This is a genomic window from Ignavibacteriales bacterium (assembly GCA_026390575.1).
Classification (GTDB): Bacteria; Bacteroidota; Ignavibacteria; order UBA10030; family UBA10030; genus Fen-1298.
Genome location: JAPLFR010000007.1, coordinates 200,238 through 220,800, shown reverse-complemented (window position 1 = coordinate 220,800; position 20,563 = coordinate 200,238). Strand labels below are relative to the sequence as shown.

Annotated in this window: 21 protein-coding genes; 17 read left to right on the top strand and 4 right to left on the bottom strand. The window is 43.0% G+C overall.

Annotation, left to right across the window (positions count from 1 at the left end; genetic code table 11):
- Nucleotides 1-41: 41 nt before the first annotated feature.
- The 3 genes from NTX44_06035 to rsgA all read right to left on the bottom strand — a co-directional run bounded on the left by NTX44_06035 (nt 42) and on the right by rsgA (nt 2,529).
- The gene (locus tag NTX44_06035; GenBank protein ID MCX6121160.1) at nt 42-353 is read right to left on the bottom strand and encodes a hypothetical protein; all 312 of its coding nucleotides are present in this window, start codon (nt 351-353) and stop codon (nt 42-44) included.
- 419 nt (nt 354-772) lie between these two features.
- Nucleotides 773-1,447 carry an oxidoreductase gene (locus tag NTX44_06030; GenBank protein MCX6121159.1) on the bottom strand — a complete coding sequence of 225 codons (675 nt, stop codon included), beginning with the start codon at nt 1,445-1,447 and terminating at the stop codon, nt 773-775.
- Nucleotides 1,448-1,461: 14 nt separating this feature from the next.
- Entirely contained in the window at nt 1,462-2,529 is a 1,068-nt protein-coding gene (gene rsgA, locus NTX44_06025) for a ribosome small subunit-dependent GTPase A (protein MCX6121158.1), read from the bottom strand.
- Nucleotides 2,530-2,694: 165 nt separating this feature from the next.
- On the opposite strand from rsgA, the gene NTX44_06020 reads away from it, so the two are divergent.
- From NTX44_06020 to NTX44_05980, 9 genes are all read left to right on the top strand, one after another.
- The gene (locus NTX44_06020; protein ID MCX6121157.1) at nt 2,695-3,234 is read left to right on the top strand and encodes a hypothetical protein; all 540 of its coding nucleotides are present in this window, start codon (nt 2,695-2,697) and stop codon (nt 3,232-3,234) included.
- 254 nt (nt 3,235-3,488) lie between these two features.
- Nucleotides 3,489-4,994 (top strand): anthranilate synthase component I, encoded by a 1,506-nt coding sequence (gene trpE, locus NTX44_06015; protein MCX6121156.1) that lies wholly within the window; start codon nt 3,489-3,491, stop codon nt 4,992-4,994.
- A complete protein-coding gene (locus NTX44_06010) occupies nt 4,991-5,566 on the top strand; it encodes an aminodeoxychorismate/anthranilate synthase component II (GenBank protein ID MCX6121155.1) in 576 nt (191 codons plus the stop codon). Before trpE ends, NTX44_06010 begins: the two co-directional genes overlap by 4 nt.
- Nucleotides 5,563-6,576 (top strand): anthranilate phosphoribosyltransferase, encoded by a 1,014-nt coding sequence (gene trpD / locus NTX44_06005; protein ID MCX6121154.1) that lies wholly within the window; start codon nt 5,563-5,565, stop codon nt 6,574-6,576. The genes NTX44_06010 and trpD overlap by 4 nt, the downstream gene beginning before the upstream one ends.
- Complete coding sequence (trpC, locus tag NTX44_06000) at nt 6,573-7,367, top strand: indole-3-glycerol phosphate synthase TrpC (GenBank protein MCX6121153.1); 795 nt, start codon at nt 6,573-6,575, stop codon at nt 7,365-7,367. The genes trpD and trpC overlap by 4 nt, the downstream gene beginning before the upstream one ends.
- Nucleotides 7,364-7,981 (top strand): phosphoribosylanthranilate isomerase, encoded by a 618-nt coding sequence (locus tag NTX44_05995; GenBank protein ID MCX6121152.1) that lies wholly within the window; start codon nt 7,364-7,366, stop codon nt 7,979-7,981. The genes trpC and NTX44_05995 overlap by 4 nt, the downstream gene beginning before the upstream one ends.
- A 281-nt stretch (nt 7,982-8,262) precedes the next feature.
- Nucleotides 8,263-9,480 carry a tryptophan synthase subunit beta gene (gene trpB / locus NTX44_05990; GenBank protein MCX6121151.1) on the top strand — a complete coding sequence of 406 codons (1,218 nt, stop codon included), beginning with the start codon at nt 8,263-8,265 and terminating at the stop codon, nt 9,478-9,480.
- Complete coding sequence (trpA, locus tag NTX44_05985; protein ID MCX6121150.1) at nt 9,477-10,253, top strand: tryptophan synthase subunit alpha; 777 nt, start codon at nt 9,477-9,479, stop codon at nt 10,251-10,253. Before trpB ends, trpA begins: the two co-directional genes overlap by 4 nt.
- A gap of 25 nt (nt 10,254-10,278) precedes the next feature.
- Nucleotides 10,279-11,085, top strand: coding sequence for a class I SAM-dependent methyltransferase (locus NTX44_05980; protein MCX6121149.1), 807 nt, complete (start codon nt 10,279-10,281; stop codon nt 11,083-11,085).
- Nucleotides 11,086-11,131: 46 nt separating this feature from the next.
- Here NTX44_05980 and NTX44_05975 read toward each other — a convergent pair whose 3' ends face one another.
- On the bottom strand, nt 11,132-11,854 hold the full coding sequence (locus NTX44_05975; protein ID MCX6121148.1) for a DNA alkylation repair protein: 723 nt from the start codon (nt 11,852-11,854) through the stop codon (nt 11,132-11,134).
- A 529-nt stretch (nt 11,855-12,383) separates the two neighbouring features.
- Here NTX44_05975 and NTX44_05970 point away from each other — a divergent pair.
- From NTX44_05970 to NTX44_05935, 8 genes are all read left to right on the top strand, one after another.
- Complete coding sequence (locus NTX44_05970; GenBank protein MCX6121147.1) at nt 12,384-13,610, top strand: glycoside hydrolase family 88 protein; 1,227 nt, start codon at nt 12,384-12,386, stop codon at nt 13,608-13,610.
- 101 nt (nt 13,611-13,711) lie between these two features.
- A complete protein-coding gene (locus NTX44_05965; protein MCX6121146.1) occupies nt 13,712-14,191 on the top strand; it encodes a hypothetical protein in 480 nt (159 codons plus the stop codon).
- A gap of 103 nt (nt 14,192-14,294) precedes the next feature.
- Nucleotides 14,295-15,086 carry a 16S rRNA (adenine(1518)-N(6)/adenine(1519)-N(6))-dimethyltransferase RsmA gene (gene rsmA, locus NTX44_05960; protein MCX6121145.1) on the top strand — a complete coding sequence of 264 codons (792 nt, stop codon included), beginning with the start codon at nt 14,295-14,297 and terminating at the stop codon, nt 15,084-15,086.
- Nucleotides 15,087-15,126: 40 nt separating this feature from the next.
- The gene (locus tag NTX44_05955; protein MCX6121144.1) at nt 15,127-15,468 is read left to right on the top strand and encodes a hypothetical protein; all 342 of its coding nucleotides are present in this window, start codon (nt 15,127-15,129) and stop codon (nt 15,466-15,468) included.
- Nucleotides 15,469-15,517: 49 nt separating this feature from the next.
- Complete coding sequence (locus NTX44_05950; GenBank protein MCX6121143.1) at nt 15,518-16,483, top strand: ROK family protein; 966 nt, start codon at nt 15,518-15,520, stop codon at nt 16,481-16,483.
- A gap of 155 nt (nt 16,484-16,638) precedes the next feature.
- Nucleotides 16,639-19,137, top strand: a complete 2,499-nt coding sequence (locus NTX44_05945; GenBank protein ID MCX6121142.1) for a hypothetical protein — start codon at nt 16,639-16,641, stop codon at nt 19,135-19,137.
- Nucleotides 19,138-19,237: 100 nt separating this feature from the next.
- Nucleotides 19,238-20,167 carry a phosphatase PAP2 family protein gene (locus NTX44_05940; protein MCX6121141.1) on the top strand — a complete coding sequence of 310 codons (930 nt, stop codon included), beginning with the start codon at nt 19,238-19,240 and terminating at the stop codon, nt 20,165-20,167.
- A gap of 114 nt (nt 20,168-20,281) precedes the next feature.
- A complete protein-coding gene (locus tag NTX44_05935) occupies nt 20,282-20,548 on the top strand; it encodes a hypothetical protein (GenBank protein MCX6121140.1) in 267 nt (88 codons plus the stop codon).
- The last annotated feature ends 15 nt before the right edge of the window (nt 20,549-20,563 follow it).

Below are 20,563 nucleotides of genomic sequence, written 5' to 3'. Positions count from 1 at the left end.
CATTGTTTAAAAACTAAACAACACACTTGCTAAGGAATGGTTTAGATCAATAGAGAACTTATACGAATGCAGATGTCTTCATTAGGTGGAGCGATATCATCTGTATAAATAAGAGAAAGAGACTGAGTCGGAAGTAGTAAAGGGATTGTTTCAAAACTTGAAGGAATAGCTTCAACTATCAGTAATTTTGCTGAAGTTTCAGAAGCGGCTGTTGCTTTGATGTCATTCAAACCACCAATCACTTTTACCGTTAGGCACGAAGAGTTCTGGACACTGACAGAAGGTTCATTTTTCTGTGTCGCACTATTATCGGAATGATCCGATTCGCAGCAGCACTCAGAAGATTGACTCATTGAGCAATATTTGACAATGGTCGTAAACCCTGAGGAAAACAAGACAACTGCAACCAGAAGGATAATCCGTACGGTTATATGGAGTTTTGAATTTATCATCGCCATTATATAAACGAATAAAGATACGATTCCGTTCCAACCAAGACAAGACATGCTTAAGTTTACCGATTTTAATCAGTTTTGCAGGGATGTTCAATTTTTACCCGCCGTTTGTTTGGCGGGGAACGTCCCTATTTTTGATATACCTCAATCATTCCTTTCCACTCGGATCGAATGGAATTAACAGCGAAATGAATTTTCTTCCGATGTATTGATTGCGGCAGTATCGTAGAGTCCGACTCACAGTCAGCCGGAGGTCTAAGAATGTAACACTCGCAGAGTGTTACCATTTTTCTTTTCGTCCAGCTACGAGCTGGACTCTACCCAACTTTTTCATCTGCAATTTCCTGAATGCGCTGGGATTCAAAAATATTCACACCGGTCAGATTCATTTGTGCTACACGCACCATTGCCTTTGCGACATCGCTTGCTTGTATGGCTCGATATTTCCTCAAAGGTCCTATCATCACGTGCTTGAGCGCCGTCATTCCGGCAGCGCCAACTTTTTCACCGGCTCGATGTTCTTTTCGTTCTCCCAACAAGAGCGATGGACGAAACACATGGAAAGCTGTGAAAGAAATTTTCTGAATCGCTTCTTCCACTTCTCCTTTAACACGATTGTAGAAAATGCGGGAATGCGGATCCGCTCCGAGAGACGAGACAAGGAGGAATTGGTTCGCACCGCAATGCTGTGAGAGTGCTGCAATCTTGACCGGATAATCGAAATCGACCTTTCGGAATGCATCCTGCGTCCCTGCTTTCTTGATTGTCGTACCCAAGCAACAATACACATCGTCTACGGAAAGGCATTCGCCTAGAATCTCCAATGCGCTGAAGTCAACTACATGCTGAACAAGCTTTTCGTGGACGATGGCGAGCGGTTTCCGAACGAGTACCGTCACTTTTGTGTACGACGGCTCTTCTAATAAATACAGCAAGCAATGTTCGCCAACGAGTCCACTTGCACCTAAGAGTAATGCCGATTTCGGTTCCATATTCTCTCAATCCTTTATCGTGGTTTCGAAGACAGCTTTTTTGCTAGTTTTGAAATATTCTTCCAGCGCTCTTTTTCAAGCCGTTGAGCGCCCATCTCTTGTTTTAATGCGAGATATTGAATCTCTCGCTGCAGTTTGAGATAATTTTCAAAACGACCCGAATCAAGTACGCCGTCTTCCATCGCTTTTTTCACTGCGCAGTGTGGTTCAGCTTCATGTCGACAATCGCGGAACCGGCAGTTTAATGCAAGTTCTTCAATGTCATCGAAACTCTCTTGCATTCCCTCGTCGCCTCTCCAAAGCTGAAGTTCTCGAAGTCCGGGAGTATCGATAATAATTCCACCATTGGAAAGAATGAGTAATTCGCGATGCGGCGTTGTGTGGCGTCCGCGGCTGTCATTCTCTCGAACTTCATTCACTTTCAGATATTCTTTACCAAGAAGTGCGTTTGTAATAGTAGATTTTCCTACTCCGGAAGAACCGAGTAAAACACCTGTTGTTCCTGGTGTTAACAATGAACGGAGTGGTGCAAGTTGTTCTGATTGGCGCGCGGTCATAACGATAATATCAATGCCATGAGCAATTGAGAGTACTTCTTGTGTACACTCTTCTAGAACCGGACACACATCGGATTTGTTCAATACAATTATTGGTCGGACACCGCTTTCCCATGCCACGGTAAGATAACGTTCCATCCGGCGTATATTGTAATCTCCGTCTAAACCCATGACAAGAAATGCGATGTCGATATTGGCAGCAATGACCTGTTCGTCAGGACGATCGCCGGAGACCTTGCGCGAAAACTTGTTTCTGCGTTCCAGCACATGGTGAATAACGGCAGATTGATCGCCGGAATCGATTTCAAAGACCACCCAATCACCGACAGCAGGAAAATCCTGGAGACCGGAGACTTCAAAACGAAACTTGCCACTCACTTTTCCGCTTACTTCACCTTGTTCGGTGAACAGTATATAGCGGTCTTTGTGTTGAATCGTAACGCGGCCGGGCAGCAGACCTTGAGAAGAGTACTGAGCAAACCGCGTCTCAAAAAAATCATTCCAGCCAAATAGTTCAAGCTTCATGCGAGAGTCAAAAATTTCAAATAATGATATTTCGTTATAATATTGAGTAGCACTATCAATGTACTACTGTTTCGCTGAAAGACAAAGATGGAATAAATGGGGGAGGTTGCTTTCCCACTATAAAACCAATACATTTTTCTTAGAGTTCAGTATCAACTACCCCCTATGACTACAAACCACTATCACCGAAAATCTATTCGTTTGAAGGAATACGATTATTCCCAACCAGGAGAATATTTTATCACCATCTGTACACATGACCACGAATGTGTATTGGGTGAAATTGTGGATGGAAAAATGCGATTAAATGAGATTGGGAAAATTGTGCAAGAAGAATGGTTAAGAACGCCATTCATACGCCCCGGAATTGAATTGGATGTCTTTGTAATAATGCCCAATCATATACACGGTATCATCGTGATTAAAAATGAATTGCCAATTCCAAACGTAGGGACGCACAGCTGTGCGTCCCTACAGAGGAAACCTCGATCCTTGGGTTCTATCATTGCTGGATTCAAATCGTCGGCGACAAAAAGAATTAATGAAATGCGACATACATCATCTTTCCCCGTTTGGCAGAAGCGGTTTTACGACCGCGTTATCCGCAACGACAAGGAATTAAACAAGATCAGGGATTACATCCACAATAACGTTCTCCAATGGGCAATCAAGAGAGATGATCCGGATAATATTCCACAGTGGTAATGGATGCTATTATTTCAAATATTTTCTTATAGGCCTCTTGACTTATTTCCACCGATCATGTATATTACTTGTGTAAAGTATGTCACAATCCGTTAATCATATCGTCTCTTCAAATAACCGTTGGTGGTGGCGCAGCAGTGTATCCAAACGAACAGGTATGAAAACGGATAGTTAATTTATAAGCATACGCAGATTGTATTCTTAACCCTTCCCGGATCACCCTGGAAGGGTTTTTTATTATATGGACGTTCACCATGATGACAAAAGAAGAATTTAAAGAGCTTGCACAAACGCATTCGGTCGTTCCTCTTGTGGAAACGATGCTTGCCGATTTACATACACCGGTGTCGATTTATCTGACGCTTCGATCGAAGACTTCAAATTCATTTCTTCTTGAGAGCGTCGAACCTGACGAACGAATCGGACGGTTTTCGTTTGTCGGAACAGATCCGATTCTGATTATTAAAGCAAAAGGTGATATCGTTGAAATTGAATCCGGCGTGAAAAAAGAACAGCGCCGTGGAAAAATCCTGGATGTGCTGGACGAGTTTTCTCGCCGATACCAAAGTACAGTAGCGCATGAACAGCAAGGATTTACCGGCGGATTTCTTGGTTACTTCGGCTATGACCGCGTTCAGGAAATCGAAAATATTCCTTTGCATCCAACCGCAAAGGATGATGTACCGGATGCAATGTTTGGCCTGTTTCAATCTGTTGTAAAGTTTGATCACCTCCAGCAGCTTTTAACAGTGACACATAATATTCTTGTAGAAAAGAATCTCCCACTGAACGATCAGTACAATGATGGAGCAAAAACGCTGACGGCTATTCTTACACAGCTCGGCAAACCGCCTGAACTGGAGAATAATTTTCAGTGTGATTTGGCTTCTGTTCAACAGGGCACCGATCGCGAGGCGTATTGTTCGTCGGTCAGGCGCGCAAAGGACTATATCCACGAAGGCGACATCTTTCAAGTTGTTCTCTCGCGCCGAGTGCAAGTTCCGTTCACGGGCGATCCATTTCCTGTTTATCGTGCCCTGCGCATTATCAATCCATCCCCATATCTTTTTTACCTCGATTACGGATCTGTAAAGCTTATCGGATCCTCGCCGGAAGTTTTAGTACGTGTGCAGGATTGCACTGTTTCTGTAATGCCGATTGCAGGTACGCGCAAGCGCGGCAAAACTGTGCAAGAAGACAAGCTTTTAGAGGAAGAATTGCTGCGCGATGAAAAGGAAGCGGCGGAACATGTGATGCTGGTTGATTTGGGACGCAACGATATCGGACGTGTGAGTGAATACGGCACAGTGCACGTTCCCTTCTTCAAACGCCTGAAACGGTTTTCGCATGTAATGCATCTGGTTTCTGAAGTGCAGGGAAAACTCAAAGCGGATGCAAATAGTATCGATGCACTGCGGGCTTGTTTTCCTGCCGGTACTGTCTCTGGCGCTCCGAAAGTCCGCGCAATGGAAATTATCAATGAATTAGAACCGGTGCGGCGCGGGATTTACGCTGGCGCGGTCGGCTACCTTGGTTTTGACGGTGCACTCGATACGTGCATTGCGATCAGAACAATTGTTGCGGCGAACGGCATGCTGACCATTCAAGCAGGCGCGGGCATCGTTGCGGATTCAGTTCCGGAACTTGAGTACAAAGAAACTGTGAATAAAGCGCAAGCGTTACTCGATGCGCTCGCCGTTGCATCGAACGGTCTCATGAAAATTCACAGTGGTAATGGATATTCTGGAGAACAGCAATGATTCTGGTGATCGATAATTATGATTCGTTCACGTACAATCTTGTGCAGGCAATCGGCAAGAAGACGAAGGATATTCTTGTGAAGCGTAACAATGAGCTTGCTGCCGATGAGATAGCACGTCTTGCGCCGCGCGGTATCATCCTGTCGCCGGGTCCCGGTAAGCCGGAAAATGCCGGCATAACAGTAGAAGTGATTCAACGTTTCGGGTCAACAATTCCAATCCTTGGCGTGTGTCTCGGGCACCAGGCAATTGGTCTTGCTTTTGGTGCGCAAATTACGCACGCACCTTCGCTTATGCACGGAAGAACTTCAACGGTAACGCATTCCGGTGAGACCATTCTCAAATCGGTGGCAAATCCATTACTTGTAGGGCGTTACCACTCGCTTATCATTTCACCGCAACAATTTCCTGATGACCTCAAAATATCCGCCCGCACATACGACGGTATAATTATGGGTGTGACACACCGGAAGTATCCTATCGAAGGAATTCAATTTCATCCTGAATCAGTTCTTACGCAGGATGGTGAAATTATTCTTAATAACTGGCTGGAGGTTTATAAAATCCTATGAAAACACACATTGAAAAATGTTTGTCGGGCGAACACCTGACAGTAACAGAAGCGTCAAACGCGCTGGATACTATCATGACCGGGCAGGCAACCGATTCCCAAATTGCCGGCCTCATGATTGCTCTGCGTGCAAAAGGCGAAACGGTGGATGAGCTTGTAGGCTTTGCCCGTACGATGCGCGAACATGCTGTCAAGATTTCCATAGAAGATCCGGATGCAATTGATATGTGCGGCACCGGCGGCGATGGTTTGGGCACATTTAACATTTCGACTGTTGCATCGTTTGTTGCGGCGGGGGCCGGCGTCACGGTTGCAAAGCATGGCAATCGCTCTGTCTCAAGTCAATGCGGCAGTGCGGATGTGCTCACGGCGCTGGGTGTGAATGTCCAGAGCTCGGCTGAAACGGTGCAGGCATGCATTAACCGCATCGGCATCGGATTCTTATTTGCACCGCTGCATCATCCGGCGATGAAATACGCTGCAAAGCCGCGTTCAGAATTAGGAGTGCGGAGTTTTTTCAATATTATCGGTCCGTTGACAAATCCGGCCGGTGTAAAACGTCAGCTCGTAGGAGTCTACAATCCGCAAGTTGCTCCTATACTTGCTGGTGCGCTCCAAAAGCTTGGTGCTGAAAAAGCATGCGTTGTCCACAGCAATGACGGCATGGATGAAGTAACGCTCTCCAGTGGAACAAAAGTCTATGAAGTAAATAAGAATGAACAATTGCGTGAATATCATTTACAGCCGGAGGATTTTGGTTTTTCAAAGCTGACACTTGATGGTCTACACGGCGGTGACAAGAATGCGAATGCGGCCATCGCGATGAAGGTGTTGCAAGGCGGGAAGAGTTCTGCGCGTGATGTAGTTGTTGCGAATGCGGCGCTTGGAATTTATGTTTCAGGAAAAGCGAATACCATCCTTGAAGGAAAGCAGAAAGCCGAAGAGTCAATTAATTCCGGCAAAGCATTGGAGAAATTGAAAAAACTTATTCAATATACCGACCAGCCATGAACATCCTCGAAGAAATTCTTGAACATAAGCGGCAGGAAGTTGCGCTTGCGAAAAAAGCAATGCCGCTCGAGCAGCTGAAAGACATGTCGGGTTTTGCACGGAATTGTTACTCATTGCAAAAAGCCTTAAGTGGAAAAGATACTGTTGTCATAGCGGAGATTAAGAAAGCATCACCGTCAAAGCAAGTCATCCGGGAAGATTTTCATCCGTTGGAGATAGCACGTGCATATGTTGACGGCGGTGCCAGTGCGCTTTCGGTGTTAACGGATAAAAAATATTTTCAAGGAGACATCCGTTTTATCGCAGACATGCGTTCATCTGTGCCAATACCGATTCTGCGAAAAGATTTTATTATAGATTCGTACCAGCTTGCAGAAGCAAAAGCGTTTGGCGCTGATGCCGTACTCTTGATAGCGGCAGCGTTGAAACCAGAGCGAATGCGCGATTTGTTTCATGAAGCGGCATCACTTGGACTTGAATGTCTCGTAGAAGTACATACGATACGCGAACTCAATATTCTTAATTTTATTCCGGCAAGAATGATTGGGGTCAATAATCGAAACCTATCAAACTTCGCAGTAGATATATCGACAACCATTCGGGTAGCTTCTCGAATTCCCAAAGAAATCATTATCGTCAGCGAAAGCGGAATTACAAATAGAAAAGAGATCGAGCAGCTGGCCGCGCACGGCATTCGCGCGGTCCTTGTTGGCGAAAGCTTCATGCGTGCACACAATCCTGGGGAGGCATTGCGTGCACTGCTGATAACCTCAAAGGATATAAGCAAGTGAAAGTAAAAATTTGCGGTATTACGAATATTGATGATGCGCTCTATGCGGCAGAACTTGGCGCTGACGCACTGGGATTCATTTTCGTTAAATCAAGTCCGCGCTATATTGCTCCGAGTGCCGCTCGAAAAATCATTCGGGCACTGCCGCCATTTGTTGTGCCGATTGGAGTTTTTGTTGATGTACCACAAGAAGAAATTATTGGAGTAATTGAACAAACAGGAATCAATTGCGTTCAACTTCATGGAAATGAATCGCCAAAACAGCTTGCCAATTTTCCGGTACCTGTGTATAAATCATTTCGTGTTGATTCCAGCTTTAATCCGGAAATCCTTCGCCGATATAAAGGATCAGCGTACCTTTTAGATACGAAGATATCCGGCAAGCTCGGCGGTACAGGTCAGACTTTTGATTGGGAAATAGCCATAAAAGCAAAGGAGTATGGGCGCATTATTCTTGCCGGTGGTTTGACACCGGAAAATATAATTGAAGCAGCACAGAAAGTGCGGCCGTATGCTGTGGATGTGAACAGTGGAGTTGAAGAAAGTCCAGAAAAAAAAAGTAGATCTAAACTGAAGTTGCTGTTTGAAAAACTCAATCAAATAGAAAGTGTTTGATATCTGTGACTATTTATTTTTTACCAGAATATCGGTTGAACTCCTATGGAGTTCATTTCAGATTACCGACAAATATGTAAAAACAAACAATTCCTAATGGAGTTGAACAATTGTCGAACGAGCAAAACGAGAAAAGAATCCCGCGAGGGATTCAAGGTTTGTGGAAAACAGTAACACGCGACAGAGAATTCCGTTAGGAGTTCCACAATAAAAAAGGATATTATACTGTCCGAAAGTAACTGGCGGTGATGAAGAATGATACAAAACAAGGAATCGGAAAAATGAAATCAACAAAACACTTATACGACTATCCAGATAAGCGCGGATATTTTGGCAGCTACGGCGGCAGATTTGTACCAGAGACACTCATGCACGCATTGTTCGAACTTGAAGAACTTTATCGAGAAGCAAAACGCGACCCGAAATTTAAAAAAGAATTTACGACGATGCTGCACACGTACGCAGGGCGTCCAACACCATTGACGTTTGCAAATCGATTGACAGAACATTATAGGCGCGGGAAAATCTATTTAAAGCGCGAAGATCTCTGCCATACAGGTGCACATAAAATCAATAACACGATAGGTCAGATTTTATTGGCGAAACGCGCAGGCAAGAAACGTATCATTGCAGAAACGGGCGCGGGGCAGCACGGCGTTGCAACAGCAACAGTTGCGGCAAAAATGGGATTGCCGTGTGTTGTATATATGGGTGAAGAAGATATTCAGAGGCAGGAATTAAATGTGCATCGGATGAAAATGTTGGGCGCGAAAGTTGTTTCGGTTACAACAGGAAGTCGCACATTAAAGGATGCAACAAGCGAAGCCATCCGTGATTGGGTAACCAATGTTGACAGTACGTTTTATATTATCGGCTCGGTCGTAGGCCCGCATCCGTATCCAATGATGGTACGTGATTTTCAATCGATCATTGGTGAAGAAACGCGGAAACAAATTCTTGGTCGCGAGGGCAGGGTTCCTTCCATTCTTCTTGCCTGTGTTGGAGGCGGCAGTAATGCTATGGGTTTGTTTTTTCCGTTTATTCAGGATCATGTTCGCATGATTGGCGTGGAGGCTGCCGGATGCGGATTGCATACGAAAAAACATGCAGCAACACTGACAAAAGGAACACCAGGCGTATTGCACGGTTCGTTCAGTTATTTACTGCAGGATAAGAATGGACAAGTAGAATTAGCGCACTCCATTTCTGCCGGACTTGATTATCCCGGCGTTGGCCCGGAGCATAGCGCGCTGAAAGACCTTGGCAGAGTTACATATGTATCCATTACCGATAAACAAGCACTGAGTGCCGCGCATCTTCTGACGCGATTGGAGGGAATTATTCCCGCGCTCGAATCGGCGCATGCATTCGCCTATCTGAATAAACTTATGCCTGCAACATCAAAAAAGGATATTGTTGTGGTCAATCTTTCAGGCCGCGGCGACAAGGATATGGCAATGTACTCGACTGCGCTGTCGATCGGAGGTAAAATAAAATGAATCGTATCACAACAAAGCTCCAAGCACTCTCAGCACGAAAAGAAAAAGCGCTCGTATGCTTTTTGACAGCGGGATTTCCGACTCTTGATGCTACTCTTCCCTTAGTATCAGAAATTGAAAAAGGCGGAGCCGACATCATCGAGCTGGGGATGCCGTTTTCAGATCCTCTTGCAGAGGGACCGGTAATTCAACACAGTTCCCATGTTGCTTTGCAACAAGGAACGACATTGGATAAAATTCTTTCGTATGTAAAAACAATCCGTCGGTCTTCGGAAATTCCTTTGGTGTTGATGGGTTATCTGAATCCAATTCTTACGTACGGTGCAGAGAGGTTTTTTCGTGCAGCGGCCAAAGCCGGGGTAGATGGCGTGATTCTTCCAGAATTGCCTCTTGAAGAATCAAAAAGATACAAATCAATTTGTGTGAGTTCAGGTCTTGCAAATATTATTCTTGTGACCCCGACAACGCCACCCGAGAGAATTGCGATGATCGACCGCGCGTCAGAAGGATTCCTTTACTGCGTGTCAACAACCGGTGTCACTGGCTCTGCCGGAAACTCGATAAGCAGCAGGTATATCGGTAATGTAAAAAAATCAGCAAAGAAAAATCCAGTGCTGGTTGGGTTTGGTATCAAAACTCCAGCAGATGCACATCGCATAGCTCAATATGCAGACGGTGTCATTATTGGGAGTGCGCTTGTTCAAAGGATTGCACGGGGAGATTCACCACGGAAAATCGGTCATTGGGTGCGACAACTCAAAAAGGCATTATAATTTAAATTGAAGAAGATCGTTGAATATGAAACATCATTATGTGCATGGGTATAACGAACGAGAATCTGTGAGATTAGAAGATCAAGCTAATTGTTTAAGTGAACTTCTTCATTACGATTCAATATTTCCAAAAGGTTCAACGATTCTTGAAGCTGGCTGTGGAGTTGGAGCGCAAACCAAGATCATTGCTCCAAAGAATCCGGATTCAAAATTTATATCCATTGATATTTCAGACGAGTCGCTACAGAAGGCAGATTCTCTTATCAAATCGCTTAATATCCGTAATGTAGAGTTTCAGATCGCAAATATTTTTGATTTGAAATTTCAAGAAGAATCGTTTGACCATATTTTTGTTTGTTTTGTTCTTGAACATCTTCCGAATCCTCAGGATGCATTAGTCATTCTCAAAAAGGTTTTAAAAAAGGGAGGAACTATTACTCTTATTGAAGGAGATCATGGTTCGACTTTCTTTTATCCTTACAGCCAATACGCACAAGCCGCGATTAATGCTCAGGTGACATTGCAGTCAGAGAATGGCGGTAATGCACTCATCGGCAGACAGCTGTATCCTTTGCTCGTCAGTTCAGGGTTTAAGAAATGCAAAGTATCTCCAAGAATGGTCTATGTAGACTCAAGCAAACCTGATTTTGTGGAAGGATTCACAAAGAATACTTTTACTTCTATGATTGAAGGGGTGAAAGAGAAAGCTGTTAAGAATTCAATAATGGATGCGCCATCATTTGATAAGGGAGTTCAAGATTTATATAGGACAACTCAATCAGATGGTGTTTTTTGTTACACGTTTTTTAAAGGTATCGGCTATAATATTTAAAAATAAATGGCGATCTCAAGACTTGAATTCATATGGTTTAGCAGATTCAGGTCGTCCTTTGATTTTTCTTTGATCGTTCCGCCCATTTCTTCAACCGTTTCTGTACGGCGGGACTGCGTAATTCACGCAGTGCATCCGATGCGATCCACTTCGCAGAAGAAGAATTCATCCTATGAATTTCTTCTGCAGTCTTGATAGCATGTGGATTGAGGTTCAGACTGCGTTTTCCAATCTGACGAAGCGCCCAGTTGACAGCTTTCTTCACATAGGTACGTTCGTCTGTAGCGTATTTTTTAATAAGCGGAAGATATTGAAGAAATACCGCATCATCCGCTTTTTTGTCGTTGACGCACAGCGTCGCTATCAATGTAAATCCGGCGCGCCGGACAAACTCCTGTTTTTGTTTTACCCATTTCAAAGCAAGTTCTTGCGCATACGGTGTGTCGCGGAAACAATGCATGCAGACACCGTCGCAAATTGCCCAGTTGTCAAAATCTTTCACCCATGCATTCATTGTGCTTCTCTTTATCTGCTTTGGATCAGCAATGAGGGCGCCAAGAATTCGTGCATCATAGATTCCGGTTTGCCAGAGCTCGAGTGCAAGCTCTTGATTGGTACCAATGGTGTTAGCAAGTGAGAAAAGAAGTTTTGAGGAAACACCAAGTACATTACGGGAACTTTTAATGCCATATCTTGCCATACCTTCGACATTCTTGGGATTGGCGTTGGAGTAAAGTGTGGTAAGGATTGAATTGGTTTGGGAGTTCAAAGTATTCTCATATTTAGTAAAATGAATTTATTACTGATATAATAAAAACTTCTTGTTTGAATTTCAATTATACAAAAGGTCTTCGTTGTACCAATCAACGTAAAGTATATTCTTTGAGCAATTTTGCATTTTTCAACTCTTTTATTCTTGATATAGCTTTTCGTTCACTTCGTTTGTACATTAGCGGGTGAAGAAACGATCAACACCTAAGATCTTACGAGCTTTTCTCGCTCAACTATGATGCATGTACTGATGAATAAAGTATCTCATTTTTTGAAACTTGGCGGACGAATCACCACACTTTTTATTTGCCTTCTTACCTTGAGCGTAAGTTTATCCGGTGAAATTGGACAGCAGCAATTCTCATTGTCCCGGAATGGCAGTGCATAAATTTTTGATTCCTGCAAAGATCCGAAGTGTGGCCGATATTTGCTCCGGTGGGAAACACTCGCACCCAATCGAGATCAAGAACAGAATATAAAACCACCCAATACATTGCTTGAACTTGTTGAATATTAAGCATAATAAGATGAATGAATATAGAAGACATTTATTATTTCCAATCTTGAGTGTTGTTGTTATTCTGTTTCCAGCAGGACTCATTGCTCAACGTGATATACAAAAACCTCTGAAGCAGGTAGTACAAGAAGCCCTTGATTTTTCTGTGCAACAGAGTTCGCGTATGGCGCATTCCCTTCAAAACCAACCAGGCTTATTACCCAAGACGGCGGATAAATCCGAAAATTTACAGACCTGTCGTTCAGACTGGTGGACAAGCGGCTTCTTCCCAGGTGTATTATGGTACTTGTATGAATATTCCGGCAGAGAAGAAATAAAGAAATGGGCGCAGGAATACACTCGTCGGGAGGAAGATCAGCAATTCACCACGAATAATCACGACGTGGGTTTTATAATATTTTGCAGTTTTGGCAATGGCTTTAGGATCACGCATGATTCAACCTATAGAAAAATTATTCAGACAGCGTCACATTCGCTCATCACTCGCTTTCATCCATCTATTGGATGCATACGTTCATGGGATTATGCCGAATGGAATAAGCAATGGCAATATCCTGTTATTATAGATAATATGATGAACCTGGAAATGCTTATGTGGGCTGCACAAGAATTTCAATATCCGGCGTTCTCAGATGCGGCAATATCGCATGCCAATGTTACTATGAAAAATCATTACCGCTCCGACTATAGCTGTTACCACGTCGTAAGCTATGATACTATTACAGGATTTCCTGAACTTAAAGAAACTGCACAAGGATATAGTAATTATTCTGCCTGGGCCCGCGGTCAGGCATGGGGATTATACGGTTTTACCATGATGTATCGTTTTACGAAAGACACGGCATACCTTGAACAAGCAAAGCACATTGCTGATTTTATTATTCACCATCCGCGATTACCCGAAGATAAAATTCCGTATTGGGATTTCGATGCACCCAATATTCCTGATTGCCTTCGCGATGCTTCGGCAGGATCCATTATTTGTTCTGCACTTATAGATCTGAGCCGGTATGTTGAAACGAAATTATCTGGAGAATATCTTTCGGTCGCTGAAACTCAAATTCGAACCCTGAGCTCATCTGAATATCGTAATGCAATAGGTACTCAAGGAAATTTTATTCTTCGACATAATGTTGGGCATATGCCTAATAAGACTGAAGTGGACGTGCCGCTGATATACGCCGATTATTATTATGTCGAAGCTCTTATGAGAATGAAGAAGTTAAAAGGTTTGTAAAAATCGGCTCCTGCTGTGCGAACCTTTTTACAGTTTGAACGTCCAATATACCTAATGGACCTCAACAATGAACGCGCTTCGCATGTTGACTGTTCAAAATTATGAATCCAGAAAATAAAAAGAGTTTCTTCTATCCGCGTTTTTGTGGAAACCTCATAAAACTGATAATCGGTTTGGGATTGATCTATATTGTCTTTATTTGGACAAATCAACCCGACTCCAACATACAAAGAACTACCAATCATCGCCATTCTGCCCTCGTGCTTCCGGCACAATGGACGAAAGACTTTAGCAGGGACGAGGACAGAATTGCGCAGCATTTTTCTGTAGATACATTACCCGGACTGATGCGGCGTGGTTTGATTAAAAAATATGAGCGGCGTCAAACAGGGACTATATTGTATGTCGCAGGGAAGATTTGGAAAACGCGATCAAGATTCTTTAAGGAGAGCCTGCTTTCAGAAGCATTGGTATATAACAAGGTGAATGGATACGAGTTAGAAACACGAATTATTGATCACCGTTCACTGCAATTGTATGCAAAAGCAATTTCTGCAGACCGAAAAGAATTTTTTGATTGATACAATATTCGTACTATTCACAGAGTCATACGAATAACTATATCTTCTGGATTTCCCTCATCGCATTCGTTATATTAACACGGTCATTCATTCGGAAATTATTGTGCTGAAACCACTCAAAGCTCTGGGTCAAAACTTTCTGCGGGATGAAAACATCCTGCACAAAATTGTAGAAAGCCTTGACCTTCGGACCGGCGATGTTGTTGTAGAAATCGGTTCCGGTCAAGGTGCGCTGACAAAGCATTTGTGTGAAAAGCCGGTGAAACTTGTCGGTATCGAAGTGGACGAGAGGGCAGTTCGGCTTCTTCAGGAACGATTTGGCGAGAAATTGGAACTGATACACCGCGATGTTCTCGAACTCAATCTTGCCGAACTGGCACAACACAACGGGAAAAAAGTGCGTGTTGTTGGCAATATTCCATATTATCTTACGAGTGAAATTCTCTTCTGGCTGTTCGATGCACGGATGGCAGTTGCCGATGCGACATTGATGGTGCAATTTGAAGTGGCGAGGCGCCTTATTGCTCCGCCGAAGAACAAGGAATATGGAATACTTTCAATCTTCACCCAATTCTACACCGAATGTGAAATGCTCTTCAAGGTTTCGCGGAATTGTTTTTTCCCAAAGCCGGAAGTGGATTCTGCCGTCGTCTGTTTTAAATTCAAGGAACAATTACCGGATTGTGATGAAATGCTTTTTCGATCGATCGTGCGTTCTACATTTGGTCAGCGACGAAAGACGCTGCGGAACGGATTGAAGTCGATGGGATACGATGATGCAGTGTTAAAACAAATTCAAGTTGATTTGACGAGGAGACCGGAAGATTTGAGCGTGGAAGAATTCATTTTCCTATCACGAAATCTTTCTGCAATCAACCATCACAGTGAACAATGATCCCTATCCGATTTAAGCGGTGAAGAAGTTCGAAAGGTGAATGATGGACGAAAAAAATCCAAAATATACAACTGCGTTAGTAGTTCTTACATCCCTTTTTTTTATGTGGGGATTTATCATGGTACTCAACGATATTCTGATTCCGTTCCTTAAAAAAATGTTCGAGCTTAACCGCTACCAGTCGATGTATGTCCAGTTCACATTTTTCGGCGCATATTTTATCGGTTCGGTCGTTTATTTCATAATTTCGGTACTCTGGGGAGATCCCATGAGCAAAATGGGATATAAGAACGGTATTATCCTTGGTCTTCTGATCTCTGCCGCTGCTTGTGCCGGATTTTATCATGCATCTTTATACCGATTATTTGTTATCTCTACCTGACGTTCTATGGAATGAAGGGACATATTCCCGCATATAAAAAAGGAGAGGCATGAATCAAAAAGAAGTAGTACTTGGCGTTGATATCGGAGGCACCAACACGAAATTTGGTTATGTCGATAAGACCGGAAATCTTCTCGCTGAAGGGGAGATGTCGACAGAAGCACTTCGGCCGTCAGACGAATTCTTTGAACGGCTTCATAACGAAGCAGAGAAACTCTTTGCGCCAAAAAAAGATCAACTGAAACTTGTTGGCATCGGCTTGGGTGCTCCTAATGGTAATTATTATAAGGGTACTATTGAACAGCCGCCGAATTTAAGCTGGAAGTATGTCGATGTTGTCGCGACACTGAAGCGCTGGTATTCCATCCCCGTTGTGTTGACGAATGATGCGAATGCCGCTGCTCTGGGAGAACAATTGTTCGGAGCGGCAAAAGGAATGAAAGATTTCATTGTGATTACGCTGGGAACCGGACTTGGCAGCGGTATTGTAGCAAATGGAGAACTCATTTACGGACATGATGGCTTTGCAGGAGAGATCGGTCATACAATTGTCGATCCGAATGGACGTTTGTGCGGCTGCGGACGGCGCGGATGCTTGGAGACGTACGCATCGGCAAGCGGAATTTGCCGGACGGTTGAGGAACTTCTTCATGAGTCATCATCCCCAAGTGAACTTCGAGAAATCAGTCTCGACAAGCTCACTTCAAAACGCATTTATGAAGCAGCACAGCATGGAGATAAACTCGCTTTGGAAGCATTTGAAATGACAGGTCGATATCTTGGATTGAAACTTGCAGATTCGGTTGCCTATACAAGTCCGGAAGCAATTATTCTTTTCGGAGGATTGGCTGCAGCGGGGGATTTTATTTTTGTGCCGACAAAGAAATATATGGAAGAATATCTTCTCGGCATTTTTAAGAATAAAGTACGATTATTGCGATCGGGTTTGCCGAAAGGAAATTCTGCGATTCTAGGAGCTGCTGCACTTATATGGAAAGAATTACTGAAAGTATAATTCAACTTTAATCTGTGAATTAGAAAAAGTTTTATATGAAATATCCAGGAACGCATGAAAGAAAGTCGCATACGATGAAATACTCCATGGTTTGTGCTTGCTTTGCGTCTATACTTACTTTTCAAAATTTGTTTTCTGCGAACGTTGATCAGAAAATGAAATTTGAAATTCAGGATCATTGGAAATTTAAGCAGGAGAATACCGGACAATGGTATCCTGCAGAAGTCCCGGGTTGTGTTCATACAGATCTTATGAGGAATAATTTGATACCAGATCCATTTGTTGGAACAAACGAGCAGTCGTTGCAATGGATTGGTGAGAAGAATTGGATCTATGAAACATCATTCGATGTACCGGCAGAGATTTTAAAAAAAGAATTCATTGAGCTTGTTTTCGAAGGATTGGACACTTACGCGGATGTAACACTGAATGATTCGCTAATTCTGAAAGCGAACAATATGTTCCGAACATGGCGGATCGACTGCCGAAAATTATTCAACGAACATGGAAATCATATAGTTGTTCAATTTAAGAATGTTTTTGATGAAAACCTGCCGAAATACAAAGTAGCTCCTTTTGAACTGCAGGCTTGTGATAATAATGATCAGGCAGATGTCAAGATTGCTATGTATTCCCGGAAAGCTCAATTCCATTACGGATGGGATTGGGGCCCGCGTTTGATCACCTGCGGTATTTGGCGTCCGGTGTATGTAGAAGCATGGAGTAAGTTCAAGATACAGGATGTTCATGTCCAACAACAGAATGTCTCATCAACCGGTGCCGATATTATTTCTACAATCAATATTGTTTCTACAAAGGAACAAGCGGTATCCGCTTCTATTTTTCTTGACAGCCTGAATATGGCAACGGAGTTGCTCAATCTCAAGCCAGGGATCAATAAGGTAACGCTTAACAGCCATTATCCTAATCCGCAGCTCTGGTGGACAAATGGATTAGGCGCACATAAGCTTTATGGCTATCAACTCAGTGTAAAGAATGATTCTGGCATTCAGGATAATTATTCGACAAAAATTGGTATTAGATCTCTCGAAGTTGTCCGTGAAAAAGATTCGATAGGGACAAGTATGATGGTTCGTCTCAATGGTATTCCTGTGTTTATGAAGGGAGCGAACTATATTCCCCAGGATAATTTTCAAAACAGGATCACAAAAGAACGATGTGAACATATCGTCAGCTCAGCAGCGGAAGCGAACATGAACATGCTTCGCGTCTGGGGGGGCGGAATTTATGAAGATGATCAGTTCTATGAGTTGTGCGATCGGTACGGAATTCTTATTTGGCAAGAAATGATTTTTGCATGTGCTATGTACCCTGGTGACCATGAGTTTTTCGAGAATGTTCGGCAGGAAGTTATCGACAACATAATTCGAATCCGCAACCATGCATGTTTGGCAATGTACTGCGGCAACAATGAAAACATAATTGCATGGAGGCAATGGGGCTGGAAGGAGAAATATGATACTGCGATACAACACACCTACGAGCAACAAGAAAAGAAATTATATTATGAAGTGATTCCCTCTGCAATACATGAAGCAGATTCAACCCGATACTATCATCCTACCAGTCCAGCTGCAGGATTTAAAGACATAGCGGCAAATGAAGGAGATATTCATTATTGGGGAGTATGGCATGGAAAGGAGCCTTTCGAAATGTATGCCTCGACACTCGCCCGATTCGTAAGTGAATATGGATTTCAATCGTATCCGGAATTATCCACGATTGCTCACTATGCAAAACCAGGAGAGAGAAAACTCCATTCGAGGGTCATACTGTCTCATCAACGCTGCATGGCTGATGAACGGCGCGATAAAGAATACGGGAATCGGTTGATTCAAGTGTATATGGACAGATGGTACCACACACCAAAAGATTTTAAATCCTTTGTGTATGTGAGTCAAGTTTTACAGGCAGAAGGTGTCAAGGTAGCAATGGAAGCACACCGCCGTGCGATGCCGTATTGCATGGGAAGTCTCTATTGGCAATTAGACGATTGCTGGCCGGTGGCTTCTTGGTCGAGCATCGATTATTACGGCCGATGGAAAGCACTGCATTACACTGCGAAGAATTCCTATGCCCCTATTCTTCTTTCACTGGTCCTCTCTGAAAAAGACGTCCAAGTTCATATTGTGTCGGACAAAATAGATACTGTTGATGCCGTTCTCGATATGACTGTTATGAATTTTGACGGCAATGTTGTGTCTCAACAATCCATACCATTGCTTGTGAAACCAAACCAGGCAGTACGAGCTGCGGTTCTTTCTAGGTCACAGCTTGTATCCAATCTCGATACATCGAGGCTAATATTTGTTTGTCGTCTGAAAAAGGGAGATTCACTGCTTGCAGAAAATACTTCTTATTTTACATCTCCAAAAAATCTGGCTCTCAAACATCCAAAATTTGTGAAGAATATCAGAAAGATAAATTCTGGATTTTTGATAGAATTGACCACGAAGACATTAGCTAAAAATGTTTATCTTTCCTGCAGTGACAGTAACGGATTCTTTAGTGACAACTATTTTGATTTGATCCCAGCAGTCCCGCGGACGATAACAGTAAAAACAAAGCTACAATATGACGAATTTGCACGATCGTTGAAAGTTATGAGTTTAATAGATAGTTATAGTAAATGAAATCGTACTAATAAAAGAAGATGAAAGTGAACGTCCGTAGGAAATGTGAATATCCGTTTCTCTTAGTGAGGATCGAGATATTGGAAATTTGAATTTCATTATGACTATGAAGAAGTTACTATCCTATCTTGCCCCGGTTGATTTTGTCTCCATCGTCTTCATGCTTTTTCTGATTGGATTGAATCTGATCTTCCTTGGTCGCGTGTCAGCATGGCTGGAGATCATAGTCATCGACCTTGTCGTTATTGCTGTCATCTTTTTGTTGGCATATTTAGCAGAGACAAATAAAACGAAACTCCTGATCGGCCTCCATCGTTTTTACAGTTATGCGTTTGTCTTATTTGTTTTCAAAGAAATTTATTTAATGGTACAGCCAATTCATCCCGTGGATTATGATTGGCTCTTTATTTCAATCGATCACTGGTTCTTCGGAGTCAATCCTACTCAGTGGGCGGCACAGTTCGCGCATCCGGTGTTAACAGAGATATTTCAAGTTGCATATTTTTCCTATTACATACTGTTTCTCATGCTTGGCATAGAACTCTATCGTCGTTCCACGATTGATGAATTTGATCATGCCGCGTTTCTCGTCGTGTATGGATTTTATCTTTCTTATTTGGGATATTTTCTGTTACCGGCTGTCGGTCCACGCTTTACATTGCATAATTATTATTTGCTTGACCAGGAATTACCGGGTTTATTTCTTACGACACCGATACGCAATTTCATCAATGCAGGCGAATCGATTTCCTCAACACTTCCCAACGTGATACAATTTGTTCAGCGTGATGTATTTCCAAGCGGGCATACACAACTTACGCTGATTGTCGTCTATCTTGGCCATCACTACCGCCTCAGGACGAGATGGATTATGACGGTCCTTGCCGGATTGCTTATTGTTGGAACAATTTATTTGCGTTATCATTATGTCGTTGATCTTATAGGTGGCGCAATGTTTTTCTTGTTCACGATATGGAGCGGCAAGAAGATTCAAGCCTGGTGGGAATATCAATTAAAAAGATTAAATTGAAAATGAAAAAATGGATGTAACTGATTCCTGATTACTGAAAACTGGGTGCTGACCACTGTATACTGACAACTGAACAAGTAACAAATCGAACTCAATCACCGTAGATAACAAAGTATGACACACGAACAAATTTTACATGAACTTGAACAGCTCGCATCCAATTGCGGCATTGCCATTCGATATGAAAAAGGCGACTTCGATGGCGGATATTGCGTCCTCAAAACAGAACGGCTTATCGTTATTAATAAGCGGTTAGCGCCGGCGCGGCGTGCACCCGTGTTAGCACAGGGATTAGCGGAAGTTGGCATCGATGAAATGTATTTAAAGCCGGCCATTCGGGAATATATCGAAGACGAACTCGCACGTGCTGCGAAGTCTTGATTACGATCTGTTGTT

Coding starts and splice junctions, on each gene's coding strand:
- NTX44_06035 (MCX6121160.1), bottom strand. CDS start 353: ATGAGTCAATCTTCTGAGTGCTGCTGCGAATCGGATCATTCCGATAAT.
- NTX44_06030 (MCX6121159.1), bottom strand. CDS start 1,447: ATGGAACCGAAATCGGCATTACTCTTAGGTGCAAGTGGACTCGTTGGC.
- rsgA (MCX6121158.1), bottom strand. CDS start 2,529: ATGAAGCTTGAACTATTTGGCTGGAATGATTTTTTTGAGACGCGGTTT.
- NTX44_06020 (MCX6121157.1), top strand. CDS start 2,695: ATGACTACAAACCACTATCACCGAAAATCTATTCGTTTGAAGGAATAC.
- trpE (MCX6121156.1), top strand. CDS start 3,489: ATGATGACAAAAGAAGAATTTAAAGAGCTTGCACAAACGCATTCGGTC.
- NTX44_06010 (MCX6121155.1), top strand. CDS start 4,991: ATGATTCTGGTGATCGATAATTATGATTCGTTCACGTACAATCTTGTG.
- trpD (MCX6121154.1), top strand. CDS start 5,563: ATGAAAACACACATTGAAAAATGTTTGTCGGGCGAACACCTGACAGTA.
- trpC (MCX6121153.1), top strand. CDS start 6,573: ATGAACATCCTCGAAGAAATTCTTGAACATAAGCGGCAGGAAGTTGCG.
- trpB (MCX6121151.1), top strand. CDS start 8,263: ATGAAATCAACAAAACACTTATACGACTATCCAGATAAGCGCGGATAT.
- trpA (MCX6121150.1), top strand. CDS start 9,477: ATGAATCGTATCACAACAAAGCTCCAAGCACTCTCAGCACGAAAAGAA.
- NTX44_05980 (MCX6121149.1), top strand. CDS start 10,279: ATGAAACATCATTATGTGCATGGGTATAACGAACGAGAATCTGTGAGA.
- NTX44_05970 (MCX6121147.1), top strand. CDS start 12,384: ATGAATGAATATAGAAGACATTTATTATTTCCAATCTTGAGTGTTGTT.
- NTX44_05965 (MCX6121146.1), top strand. CDS start 13,712: ATGAATCCAGAAAATAAAAAGAGTTTCTTCTATCCGCGTTTTTGTGGA.
- NTX44_05955 (MCX6121144.1), top strand. CDS start 15,127: ATGATGGACGAAAAAAATCCAAAATATACAACTGCGTTAGTAGTTCTT.
- NTX44_05950 (MCX6121143.1), top strand. CDS start 15,518: ATGAATCAAAAAGAAGTAGTACTTGGCGTTGATATCGGAGGCACCAAC.
- NTX44_05945 (MCX6121142.1), top strand. CDS start 16,639: ATGAAATTTGAAATTCAGGATCATTGGAAATTTAAGCAGGAGAATACC.
- NTX44_05940 (MCX6121141.1), top strand. CDS start 19,238: ATGACTATGAAGAAGTTACTATCCTATCTTGCCCCGGTTGATTTTGTC.
- NTX44_05935 (MCX6121140.1), top strand. CDS start 20,282: ATGACACACGAACAAATTTTACATGAACTTGAACAGCTCGCATCCAAT.